13 protein-coding genes are annotated in these 12,023 nt (G+C 68.1%); 12 read left to right on the forward strand and 1 reads right to left on the reverse strand.

All coding sequences use genetic code 11. The features are described 5' to 3' along the window. The first annotated feature begins 6 nt into the window (after positions 1–6). The 10 genes from atpE to EPN29_08145 are packed head-to-tail and all read left to right on the forward strand — an operon-like array spanning position 7 to position 9,194. Positions 7–258: an ATP synthase F0 subunit C gene (atpE, locus tag EPN29_08100; GenBank protein ID TAN32579.1), complete on the forward strand. Its 252-nt coding sequence runs from the start codon at positions 7–9 to the stop codon at positions 256–258. Beyond that, positions 259–780, forward strand: a complete 522-nt coding sequence (atpF, locus tag EPN29_08105) for an ATP synthase F0 subunit B (protein TAN32580.1) — start codon at positions 259–261, stop codon at positions 778–780. Beyond that, positions 755–1,291 (forward strand): F0F1 ATP synthase subunit delta, encoded by a 537-nt coding sequence (locus EPN29_08110; GenBank protein ID TAN32581.1) that lies wholly within the window; start codon positions 755–757, stop codon positions 1,289–1,291. The genes atpF and EPN29_08110 overlap by 26 nt, the downstream gene beginning before the upstream one ends. Positions 1,292–1,302: 11 nt before the next feature. Further along, positions 1,303–2,973, forward strand: coding sequence for a F0F1 ATP synthase subunit alpha (locus EPN29_08115; GenBank protein TAN32582.1), 1,671 nt, complete (start codon positions 1,303–1,305; stop codon positions 2,971–2,973). Further along, complete coding sequence (atpG, locus tag EPN29_08120) at positions 2,974–3,846, forward strand: ATP synthase F1 subunit gamma (protein ID TAN32583.1); 873 nt, start codon at positions 2,974–2,976, stop codon at positions 3,844–3,846. It abuts the gene before it with no gap. A gap of 53 nt (positions 3,847–3,899) precedes the next feature. After that, complete coding sequence (atpD, locus tag EPN29_08125) at positions 3,900–5,312, forward strand: F0F1 ATP synthase subunit beta (GenBank protein ID TAN32616.1); 1,413 nt, start codon at positions 3,900–3,902, stop codon at positions 5,310–5,312. A 2-nt stretch (positions 5,313–5,314) separates the two neighbouring features. Continuing rightward, positions 5,315–5,719, forward strand: a complete 405-nt coding sequence (locus tag EPN29_08130) for a F0F1 ATP synthase subunit epsilon (protein ID TAN32584.1) — start codon at positions 5,315–5,317, stop codon at positions 5,717–5,719. Positions 5,720–5,745: 26 nt separating this feature from the next. Beyond that, a complete protein-coding gene (gene murA / locus EPN29_08135; protein TAN32585.1) occupies positions 5,746–7,065 on the forward strand; it encodes a UDP-N-acetylglucosamine 1-carboxyvinyltransferase in 1,320 nt (439 codons plus the stop codon). 6 nt (positions 7,066–7,071) lie between these two features. After that, entirely contained in the window at positions 7,072–8,079 is a 1,008-nt protein-coding gene (locus EPN29_08140; protein ID TAN32586.1) for a rod shape-determining protein, read from the forward strand. Next, positions 8,076–9,194 (forward strand): glycosyltransferase family 1 protein, encoded by a 1,119-nt coding sequence (locus EPN29_08145; protein ID TAN32587.1) that lies wholly within the window; start codon positions 8,076–8,078, stop codon positions 9,192–9,194. The genes EPN29_08140 and EPN29_08145 overlap by 4 nt, the downstream gene beginning before the upstream one ends. Here the strand turns inward: EPN29_08145 and EPN29_08150 are convergent. After that, positions 9,191–10,303 (reverse strand): glycosyltransferase family 1 protein, encoded by a 1,113-nt coding sequence (locus EPN29_08150; protein TAN32588.1) that lies wholly within the window; start codon positions 10,301–10,303, stop codon positions 9,191–9,193. The genes EPN29_08145 and EPN29_08150 overlap by 4 nt on opposite strands. Position 10,304: 1 nt before the next feature. Here EPN29_08150 and EPN29_08155 point away from each other — a divergent pair, with 1 nt between their 5' ends. After that, entirely contained in the window at positions 10,305–11,288 is a 984-nt protein-coding gene (locus EPN29_08155) for a polysaccharide deacetylase family protein (GenBank protein TAN32589.1), read from the forward strand. Positions 11,289–11,336: 48 nt separating this feature from the next. Next, positions 11,337–12,017, forward strand: a complete 681-nt coding sequence (locus tag EPN29_08160) for a glycosyltransferase (GenBank protein TAN32617.1) — start codon at positions 11,337–11,339, stop codon at positions 12,015–12,017. The last annotated feature ends 6 nt before the right edge of the window (positions 12,018–12,023 follow it).

Consider the following 12,023-nt stretch of genomic DNA (forward strand, 5'->3'; position numbering starts at 1 on the left):
GGTTTCATGACAGATCACGGTCTCGTTCTCGCCGGCGCGCTGGTGGCTTTCGGCCTCGCCATCGGATTGGGCGCTATCGGCGCTGCGGTTGGCGACGGCCTCGCCGGCAATGCCTTCATCAGCGGCGTCGCACGGCAGCCTGAGGCCCAGGGCCGGATGATCCCCTGGCTCTTCACCATCGTCGGCCTGGTCGAGGCCATGTACTTCATCAACCTGGCCTTCGGCTTCGTGTTCCTGTCGAACGTCCCCGCCAAGTAAATGCTGTTTCTCGCCGGCGTCGCGGGCGTCATCCAGATCGACGGGACGGTGATCGTCGAGCTGATCACCTTCCTCGTCATGCTCGCCGTGCTCGCCCGCTGGGTGTATCCGGAGATCGTGAGGCTGGCGGAGGCGCGCCAGCGCGTCATCGCCGAGCAGCTGAAGGAGGCCGAGCAGGCGCGCGCCGACGCGGCGGCATACCTCAATGAGGCCGAGGTCAAGCTCAACGACGCCCGCAAGACGGCGCAAGGGCTGATCGACGCGGCCGGCAAGTCAGGCGATCAGCTCCGCCAGGAGCTGAGGCAGAAGGCTGAAGAGGAAGCCCGGCGGATCGCCGAAGCGGCGCGCAAGGAGATCGAAGCCGAGCGCGATCGGGCCGTGCTGTCGGTGCGGAACGAGGTCGCGGGGCTGGTCGTGTCGGCGACCGAGAAGGTCATCGGCGAAACCCTCGACGACGCGAAGCACCGCCGGCTCATCGAGCGGGCCATAGCGGAGGTTGCTGGTGGCGACGGCAGCAGCTAGGCGGTATGCGAAGGCCGTCTTCGAGCTGGCTCAGCAGGAGGGCCAGGTAGCGGCGTGGAGCCGCCGGGTGTCGAAGGTCGGTGAGCTCCTGTCAGATCCCCAGGTGGCTGCCGTGCTCACCAACCCGACGATCGCCGCAGACCGGCGGATGGAGCTCGTATCCGTGGACGCGGCCCTGCTCGACGCTGAGGCCGTCAACCTCGCCAAGCTGCTCATCGAGTCGAATCGGGTCCAGGACGTCGGCGCGATCGCCAAAGAGTACGAGCGGCTCGCCGACGCGGCCGCCGGCCGCGTCCGCGCCACGGTTACAACCGCCGTCGAGCTGGCGCCGGCGGACCGCGACCGCGTCGCGGGTGAGCTCTCGAAACGCCTCGGTAAGGAAGTCCGCCTGGAGGTCGTCACCGACCCGCAAATCCTGGGCGGCATGAAGCTCCAGTACGGCGATCGCCTCGTCGACGCCAGCGTCTCAACCCGATTACAGCAGCTGCGCCGCCGTCTGGCGGCCTCGTAGGAGTAAGCCAAGTGGGAATCAGCACGAAAGAGATCTCCGAGGTCATCAAGGAACGCCTGAAGGACTTCGACGCCAGCCTTGTCGCCACCGATGTCGGGCGGATCGTCGCCACGAGCGATGGCATCGCGCAGGTGTACGGCCTCCAGAACGCGATGGCCGGCGAGCTGCTCGAGTTCCCACACGACACGTACGGCCTGGCTCTGAACCTGGAAGAGGACCAGGTCCGCGCCGTCATCCTGGGCGAGTTCGGCCACCTGCACGAGGGTGACGAGGTGCGCACCACCGGCCGGCTGCTCGAGGTCCCAGTGGGTGACGAGCTCATCGGTCGGGTGGTCAACCCGCTGGGCGTGCCCATCGACGGCAAGGGGCCTCTCAAGACCTCCAAGACTCTGCCGGTGGAGAAGATCGCCCCCGGTGTGATCACGCGCAAGCGCGTGGACAGCCCGGTCCAGACGGGCATCAAGGCCATCGACACGATGATCCCCATCGGCCGCGGCCAGCGCGAGCTGATCATCGGCGACCGCTTCACGGGTAAGACGACGGTCCTGCTCGACACGATCATCAACCAGAAGGGCAAGGACCTCATCTGCATCTACGTCGCCATCGGGCAGAACGCAGCCTCGATCGCACGCGTCGCCGCGACGCTCGAGGAGAACGGGGCGATGGACTACACGATCATCGTCGCCGCGTCAGCGTCCGATCCGGCGTCGCTCAACTTCATCGCTCCGTACGCCGGCTGCGCCATGGGCGAGTACTTCATGGAGCAGGGCAAAGAGGCGCTGTGCTGCTACGACGACCTGACCAAGCAAGCGTGGGCCTACCGCGAGCTCTCGCTCAACCTGCGCCGGCCGCCGGGCCGCGAGGCGTATCCCGGCGACGTGTTCTACCTCCACTCAAGGCTGCTGGAGCGCGCGGCCAAGATGAGCCCGGCCCAGGGCGGTGGCTCGCTGACCGCGCTGCCCGTGATCGAGACACAGGCCAACGACGTCTCGGCCTTCATCCCGACCAATGTGATCTCCATCACCGACGGGCAGATCTACCTGCAGGCCGACCTGTTCAACGCCGGCCAGAGGCCGGCGCTCAACGTCGGCATCAGCGTCTCGCGCGTCGGTGGTGACGCCCAGACCAAGGCGATGCGCCAGGTCGCGGGGCAGCTCCGCCTCGACCTCGCCCAGTATCGCGAGCTGGCGGCCTTCGCCCAGTTCGCGTCCGACCTTGACACCTCGACACGCAACCAGCTGGAGCGCGGTGCTCGCCTGACCGAGCTGCTCAAGCAGGACAAGTACCAGCCGATCCCCCTCGCGGAGCAGGTGGCGGCGATCTACGCCGGCACGCAGGGCCACCTCGATAAGGTGCCGGTCACGAGAGTCCGGGAGTGGGAAGCGGGGTTCCTCCGCTTTCTCAAGAGCGAGCGGCCGGGCGTGCTCGCCGAGATCGACAGGAAAAAGGCGCTCGACGACAGCCTGTTCGCGCGCCTCAAGGCCGCCATCTCGACCTTCAACCACCAGTTCGGAGTCCAGGGCTACGAGGACGTGGCGGACCCTGCCGCGGCCGCTGAGGCGCAAGAAGAGCCGAAGGCTGAGGTCCAACCAGTGCCGAAGGCTGAGGTCCAACCAGTGCCGAAGGCTGAGGTCAAACCAGAGCTGAAGCCCAAGGCGTCGCGCAGGAAAAAGGGAGAGTAGTTGCCCTCATTCAGGGATGTAGTCCGGCGTATCGACTCCATCAAGAACACGCAGAAGATCACCAAGGCCATGCAGGTCGTCGCGGCCACGCGCCTGCGCCGGGCGCAGGCGGCCGTGCAGGCGACGCGCCCCTATGCGGAGAAGATGGTGGAGGTGCTCCAGACCACCAGCGAGCGCGCCACCGAGTACCGGCACCCGTTCATGGTCCGGCGTCAAGGCAAGCGCGCCGTGATGATCCTGGTGACCACGGACAAGGGGCTGTGCGGCGCGATCAACGTCAACAGCATCCGCGCCGCGACCCGGTACATGAACGAGCACTACGCCGACCACCAGCGTTACGTCACCCTGGGTAGAAAGGGCCGCGACTTCCTGCTGCGCTACCGGCGTGACGTGATCGCCGAGGTCAGCGGCGTGTCGGATAGGCCGACGGTCGCCGAGATCCTGCCGGCCATCACGGTCGCGCTCGAGGAGTACACGCAGGGCAGGGCCGACGCGGTGCTGCTGTGCTACGCGAAATGGATCTCGACCATGAGGCAGGAGGCAACGGTGCGGGTGCTCATCCCCGCCGAGATACCGAAGCGCGAAAAAGACGGTTCCGGGCCGCGGGCCGACTATATCTATGAGCCTGACCCAGAGTCGGTCCTCGACGGTCTGCTGCCCCGCTACGTCGAAACACAGGTCTTCCAGGCGGTGCTCGAGAACAAGGCGAGCGAGTACTCGGCCAAGATGATCGCGATGCAGAACGCGACCAACGCCGCCGGCGACCTGATCAATGCGCTGACGCTGTTTGCAAACAAGGTCCGCCAGGCTGGTATCACGACGGAGTTGATGGAGATCGTCAGCGGCGCCGAGGCCATGCGGGCGTCGAGCTGAAAGGGAGGGAATCGATGGCGAAAACAAAGCACGAAACCGAGAACAGGAGCGCAATGAGGACCAGGACCGGCCAGGTGAGCCAGGTCATCGGCGCCGTGGTGGACGTCCAGTTCCCGCCCGGGGAGCAGCCGGAGCTGTTCGAGGCGTTGGAGGTCAGGCCTCTCGACGGCCGCACGGTCGTGCTCGAAGTCGAGGGCGCGATCGGCGACAACGTCGTGCGCTGCATCGCCATGGACGCCACCGACGGTTTTCGACGCGGCGACGCGGTGGTCGCCACCGGCGGTCCGATCTCGGTGCCGGTCGGTGTCGAAACCCTCGGTCGCATGTTCAACGTGGTCGGAGCGCCCATCGACGACGAGCCCGCGCCCGAGGGCGTGATCCGCTGGCCGATCCACCGCCCGGCGCCACCTGTGTCGGAGCAGCAGGCGAAGGTCGAGATCCTGGAGACCGGGATCAAGGTCATCGACCTGATCTGCACGTTCGCCAAGGGCTCCAAGATTGGTCTTTTCGGCGGCGCCGGCACGGGCAAGACGGTCATCGTGCAGGAGCTCATCCGCAACATCGCGTACCAGCACCAGGGACGGTCGGTCTTTGCCGGAGTGGGGGAGCGGACGCGCGAAGGCAACGACATGTACCACGAGATGCAGGACGCGGGCGTGCTGCCGCAGACCGCTCTCGTGTTCGGACAGATGAACGAGCCGCCGGGCGCCCGCGCCCGCGTGGGGCTGACGGGCCTGACGATGGCGGAATACTTCCGCGACACCGAGGGCGCCGACGTCCTCTTCTTCGTCGACAACATCTTCCGTTACCTGCTCGCCGGCTCAGAGGTTTCCGCGCTGCTCGGTCGCATGCCCTCGGCCGTCGGCTACCAGCCGACCCTGGCGACCGAGATGGGTGAGCTCCAGGAGCGCATCACGTCCACCAGCAAGGGATCGATCACGTCGGTGCAGGCGGTCTACGTCCCCGCCGACGACTACACGGACCCGGCCATCCAGACGGTGTTCGCCCACCTCGGCGCGACCGTGCGCCTGGAGCGCTCGCTGGTCGAGATCGGCATCTACCCCGCGATCGACCCCCTCGGTTCGTCGAGCCGGTTCGTCGAGCCCTCGATCGTCGGCCAGGAGCACTACGACACCGCGCAGGCCGTCAAGAAGACGATGCAGCGCTACAAGGACCTGCAGGACATCATCGCTATCCTCGGCATGGAAGAGCTGTCGGAGGACGACAAGCAGGCGGTGTCTCGGGCGCGAAAGATCCAGAGGTTCCTGTCGCAGCCTTTCAACGTCGCTCAGCGATTCACCGGGCGCGAGGGCAAGTCGGTGCCCATCCTCGAGACCGTTCGTGGATTCAAGGAGATCCTCGAGGGCAAGCACGACGACCTGCCGGAGCAGGCCTTTTACATGGTCGGCACCATCGACGAAGCGCGGGCGCAGGGCGAAGAGATGAAAAAGAAGTCGGACTCGTAAACATGCGGGTACCGCTGCGGGTCGTGAGCGTGGAGCGCAGCCTCTTCGAGGGGGATGTCGACTTCATCGTCGCCAACGGCGCCGACGGCGAGCTCGGCGTCCTGCCGCGCCATGCTCCGCTCATGACCATCCTCAAGCCCGGAGCGCTCAAGATCACCCAGGGCTCGGAAGAGCAACTGCTCTTCGTCGGCGGCGGGTTTCTTGAAGTGCTGCCGGATCGCGTGACCGTGCTCGCCGACGTTGCCGAGCACGCCGATGAGATCTCGGTCGAGCGCGCGGAAGAGGCGCGCAAGCGTGCGCAGGAACGACTGGCTGGAACGCTCACCACGGCCGAAGAGGTCGAGTTCCAGCAGGCGCTGGCGATGGCGGAAGCGCGCCTTCGCCTCGCGCGCATGCGCCGACCCTGATCCAAGCCGGTTACGTTTAGGTCTTGATGAAGACCCGCACGCCTCGTCGCGAGCACGCGCTGCAGATCACCGGCGGGAGGCAGATTGCAGGCTCGATCTGCATCAGCGGATCCAAGAACGCCGCCCTGCCCGAGATGGCCGCCGCGCTGCTCACCACCGAGCCGCTCACCCTCCACAACGTGCCCAAGGTGACGGACACCCAGCTGATGGCGGAGATCCTGACCGTCCTCGGCGGTAGCAGCGAGGGCATGGGCTCGGTCGTGCTCCGCATGGCGGGCGCGCGGGCCAGTGACGTCCCCGACGGCCTCGGCCGGCGGATGCGCGCGACGATCGTGCTGCTCGGCGCGCTCCTCGGACGCTTCGGGCACGCCCGCGTTCCTCGACCGGGCGGCGACGACATCGGTGCGAGGCGCTTCGAGCAGCACCTGCGCGGGCTGCAGCAGATGGGCGCGCACATCACCGAAACGCAGACGGAGATCGTCGCCGAGGTGGATCGCCTGCGCGGCGGGCGGATCGTCTTCGACCTGCCGACCGTGACCGGCACGGAGAACATCCTGCTCGCGGCGGTGCTGGCGCAGGGGCGGACCGAGATCTTCAACGCCGCGCGCGAGCCCCATGTCCAGGACCTGTGCCGCCTGCTGGGAAAGATGGGGGCGCGGATCGAAGGCATCGGCACCGAGCGCCTGGTCGTCGACGGCGTTCGCGAGCTCGGTGGCGCAGAGCACACGGTCATCGCCGACTACCTGGAGGCGGGCACCTATGCCATTGCGGTGGCGGCGGCCGGCGGCGAGCTGCGCATCGACTGCAGCCGGCCGGAGGACCTCAAGATCGTGCTGCTCAAGCTCGAACTGGCCGGCGCCCGCGTCGAGGTGGGGGATGGCTGGTTTCGAGTGGGACGCCGGCCGCGGACGCGGATCAAGCCCATCGACATGTCGACGTGGACGTTTCCAGGATTCCCCACCGATCTGCAGGCGCAATACATGGCGCTGATGACACAGGCGGACGGCGAGACGGTAATCTCCGAGTACGTCCACGAGAACCGCTTCCAGCACGTGACGCAGCTCGCCAAGATGGGGGCGGGGATCGCGGTCGAGGGGAGGATCCACGCCATGGTGCACGGCCCGTGCCGCCTTCGAGGCACCGAGGTCGCCATCCCCGACATCCGATCCGGCGCCGCCCTGGTCGTCGCCGCGCTCTGCGCCGAAGGCGAGAGCGTGCTCCGAAACGCCTGGCACGTCGAGCGCGGCTACGAGGACATGGCGGGCAAGCTCGCATCGGTCGGCGCCCAGGTCAAGACGATCACCGTCGACCCGGACCCAGCCGGCTCAGATCACTCCTACGAATGATGATCGGTGCTCTCTAAGAAGATCGGGATCGACCTCGGCACCTCGACGGTGCTGATCTATGTCAAAGGTGAGGGGATCGTGATCAACGAGCCCTCGCTGGTGGCCGTGAATCGCGATGGCTCCCGCATCCTCGCCGTCGGCAGGGAGGCCTTCGAGATGGTGGGGCGCACTCCGGACACGATCCAGGTGGTGCGGCCGATGCGTGAAGGCGTCATCGCCGACTTCGTGGTGACCGAAGGCATGCTGCACCACTTCATCGGCAAGGTCCAGGGCCGCCAGCGGATCTTCAAGCCCGAGATCATGATCTGCGTCCCGTCCGGGGTGACGTCGGTGGAGCGTCGGGCCGTCACCGAAGCCGCCATCTCGGCCGGCGCCCGCCAGGCCTGGCTCATCGACGAGCCGCTCGCGGCCGCCATCGGCGCCGGCCTGCCGATCGCGGAGCCAAGGGGCAACGCGATCTGCGACGTCGGCGGCGGCACCACCGAGATCGCCGTAATCTCCCTGTCCGGCATGGTCGTCGCCCATTCGATCCGCGTCGGCGGGAACCGCATCGACGACGCGATCACCGGCTACCTGAAGCGGAAGCACAACCTGTTGATCGGTGAGCGGACCGCCGAGGAGGTCAAGATCGCGGTCGGCTCCGCGGTGCTGATGAAGGACCCGCTCGTCACCGAAGTGCGGGGCCGTGATCTGGTCTCAGGTCTGCCCAAGAACCTCGACATCTCGTCCAACGAGGTGACGGAGGCGATCCAGGAGCCACTGCGGCTCATCGTCGGAGCGGTCCGCAGCGTGCTCGAGGAGACGCCGCCGGAGCTGGCGGCCGACATCTTCGACCGCGGCATCGTCCTGTCCGGTGGAGGCGCCCAGCTGCGAGGATTGGACCGCTACCTGGCCATGCACACCGGCATTCCCGCTGTCGTCGCGGACGAGCCTCAGACATCGGTCGTGCGCGGCACCGGCCTGGCGCTCGAGCACTTCGAGGTCTTGAAGCGGAACCAGTCCTACCTGCGTTGACCGGCCTGCACGTGGTGGTCGACGGGATGGGTCTCGATCGACCCCGGGCCGGGGTCGGCGTGTACACGAGCCAGATACTTCACGCCATGGCGGTCGACAGGCCCGATTGCCGCCTGACCGTTTTCGGACCGCCAGGGGCGTCCGTCCACGTACCGCATGCCCGCTACCGGCCGCTGCCGCGAATGCGGTTCATCGGCCGCCACCTGCAGTGGCCCGCGCGGATCCGGCAGTTGCAACCCGACGCCTACTTCGGCCCCGCCGGCGCCTTGCCGCTGGGGAACGTGGGCTGTCCCTCGGTCATCACCGTGCACGACCTCGCCATCTACCACAACCCCGCCTGGTTCCCAGGCCGCCAGCCGCTCAGCACGCGGTTCGTCGTCCCGCGCTCGGTGCTGCGGGCCGGCGTCGTGATCGCGGTCTCGGAGAACACGGCGCGGGATGTCGTCGAGATCTTCGGCGTGCCGCGCTCGCGAATCGAAGTCGTGCCTCACGGCGTGGCCGCGACGTTCGCGCCGATGAGCGCCGAGGACCTGGCGGCCGCCCGAGCGCGCCTCAAGCTGCCCGAGCGCTTCATCCTCTTCGTCGGCACCATCGAGCCGCGCAAGAACCTCGCCACCCTGCTCGAGGCGTGGGCGATGATGCGCGACCGGCCCGACCTGGTCATCGTCGGCGGGTGGGGTTGGCGGTACGAACCGATCCGCGAACGGATGGGACGACTGGGCCCCCGGCTGCATCACCTCGACGGGCTCGACCCGGCCGAGCTGCCGGCCGTCTACAACCTGGCGCGGGTGCTGGCGCACCCGGCCTGGTACGAGGGTTTCGGCCTGCCGCCGTTGGAGGCGATGGCGTGCGGCACGCCCGTGGTGGTGTCGGATCGATCGAGCCTGCCGGAGGTGGTCGCGGATGCGGGGCTGACAGTCGCCGCGGACGATCCGGACGCATGGCGAAAGGCGCTGGAGAAGGTGGTCGGAGACACCGAGGTGGCGTCCGACCTGCGGCGACGGGGGATCCTGCGCGCCGCACAGTTCAGCTGGCCGCGCGCAGCAGACCTCACCTGGCGCGCCATCGACACGGCTGTCCAGCGCCGGACGCCCGCCGGGCGCACGTCCGGCTAGAGGACCTCCCTGATCACCTCGGCGACGCCGGCCGCGCAGCGCTCCCAGGTGTACGTGGCGGCGCGGGCGCGGGCGGCTCGGGCCAGCCTCGTGCGCAGCTTCTCGTCGCCGAGCGCGACCGCCAGCACTCCGGCCAGCTGCTCTGAATCCGCCGCGTCCTGGAAGTAGAGGGCGGCCTCGCCGCCGACCTCGGGCAGGGATGAGGTTTTGGCGGCCACCACCACCTTGCCGCGCGCCATCGCCTCCAGGACCGGCAGACCGAACCCCTCGTACAGGCTCGGTGCGAGCACGGCCTCGGCGCGCTTGTAGAGCAGCTCCAACGTGGGTTGGTCGACCTGGCCCAGCACCCGGCAGCGCGGTGACTCCCGCAACTTGGCCGCCATCACCGGGTCGCGTTCCGGCCCCGCGACGGCGAGGGTGAGGCCGTCCAGGCGTTCGACTGCCGCCAGGGCGGTCGCCTGGTTCTTGCGCGCTTCGATGCGGCCGACCTGCAGGACGAACCTGCCGTCCAGCCCAAGCTCGGCCAGGCGCGAGGCCGGCGCCACCTCCGACGAGCGCCTGCCGGCGCCGGGCGGCACGACGCGAATCCGCTCGGGGGCGACTCCATAGAGCGAGACGAGGTCCGCTTTGGTCGATTCGGAGACCGCGATCAGAAGCGGGCAGCGCAGCGCCGCCCAGCGCGTGCTCAGCCGGAGGTACAGGCGGTCGGCGGACGAGTAGGCCTCGGGATGGCGCTCGAAAGCCAGGTCGTGGACGACGGTCACCATCTTTCCGGGCCAGGCGAATGGGACGGCGTGGGCGGGGACGAACAGAAGGTCGGGGCGGTGGCGGGCGAGGGCGAACGGGAGGCGGACCTGCGACCACAGCCTGCGGAAGGGGAGCACCATGAGGTCGACGCCGAGGTCCGCGCGCGGGCGCGAGGCGTAGAACCGCCACTGCAGCTCGGGCGCCGCCGCGCCCAGGCGCGAGCAGACCTCTCGCGTGTACACCTCGGTCCCGGTGGCGACCGCGCGCGTCGCCGGATTGATATCGACCGCGACCGTCTTCTTAACCTGCAGTTGTGACCCCCATCGCCGGCACGACCTTAAGCTATCGACAGTGCGGAGCACGATGGGGCAAGTCGCGGCGGGATTGCTCCTCCTGCTTGCGTGCGGCTACCTCCTCCAGGTGAACGACTCCGCGCGGCCGCCCTCCGACTCGCCGCCGGCGACGCCGGCGCCGGCATTGGTGGCCAGGGTTGCCGACGCCGGCGATCCCAGCTCGGGCCGCGACTACTTCGTTTCACGGTCGCAATCGGAGGTCATCCCCTTGGGCCGGCAAAACGTCGACCTGCCCATCCTCATGTATCACTACATCCGCCAGCCGCCGGCGCCGAGAGGTGACTGGATGGGCTTCAAGCTGTCGGTGTCTCCGGCCGACTTCCACGCGCAGATGGATTGGCTTGGCGCCAACGGGTACCACCCCGTCGACTTCAACGACCTCCGCGCGTACTTTTCGGGCCGGCAGCCGCTGCCCAGCAAGCCGATCGTGATCACGTTCGACGACGGCTACGCGGACCTGTTCACCACCGCCTATCCAATCCTGCTGGCACATCGATTCAAGGCCGTCGCATACATCGTCAGCGCGTTCGTCGGCCAGTCTCGTTATGTCAGCGCCGCCCAGGTCGTCCAGATGGATCGCGCCGGGATCGAGATCGCATCGCACACGGTCGACCACGCCAACCTGGCGCGCTCGTCGCCGCCCTCGATCATGCGCGAACTCCTCGATTCGAAGAGGTGGCTCGAGCAGGAGTTGGGCCACCCGGTGCTCGACTTCGCGTACCCGTCTGGCAAGTTCAACGCGCAGGTCGTCGCCGACGTCCGGCTCGCCGGCTACGACACGGCCGTGACGACGCAGTCCTCGACCAGCCACAGCCTGGCCGACCGGTACACATGGGCGCGAGTGCGGGTCGGGGGCGGCGAGTCGCTGACGGAGTTCATTCAAAATCTGGGACCGGTCATGAAGGCCGACCGAATCACTGTCGTGGACGTCAGGACGCCAGCTCTCGGTCCGCCCACCCTTGCGGCGCCGTTCCCCCTGATGCTGCCGCAGTAGTTGGCGCGGGAGACCAGGGTCCTGGGCGTCCGGGTGGACTGCCTCGACATGGGAGCTGCTCTCGGACGTATCGACTCGCTCGTGGAAGGCGGCGGGCGCCATCTCGTGGCGACGGTGAACCCCGAGTTCGTCATGCGTGCCCACGCCGATCGCGAGTTCGCTCGGGTGCTCGAGTCCGCTGACCTTTGCCTGGCCGATGGCATCGGCGTGGTCTGGGCCGCACGGCGGCAGGGCTGCGAGATGAGCGAACCCGTCACCGGAGTCGATCTGATCCCACCCCTCGCCGCCACCTGCGCCCGACGCGGCTACCGGCTCTTCCTGCTCGGTGCGGCCCCCGGCGTCGCCGCTGAGCTCGCGACCCTGTTGAAGGCGCAGCACCCCGGCCTTGATGTCGCGGCCCACTCGGGCTCGCCCGATCCCGCATCGGACACCGAGACGTTGGCTTTGATCCACGCCCACCACGCGCAGGTGCTGCTCGTCGCCTACGGCGCACCCAAGCAGGAGCTCTGGATCGATCGCCTGCAGGAAAAGCTGGGCGTCGCCGTCGCGATCGGAGTCGGCGGCGCCTTCGATTACCTGACCGGACGCGTCCCGCGCGCGCCCGCGTGGATGCGAAGCGCGGGGTTGGAGTGGCTGCACCGGCTCGTCCACCAGCCGTGGCGGATCCGCCGAATGGCCGTCCTGCCGGCGTATGCGTTCAAGGTCGTTCGGAGCGGCCGGCCCATATGATGGCGA

It is taken from the genome of bacterium (assembly GCA_004299235.1).
GTDB lineage: Bacteria > Chloroflexota > Dormibacteria > Dormibacterales > Dormibacteraceae > SCQL01.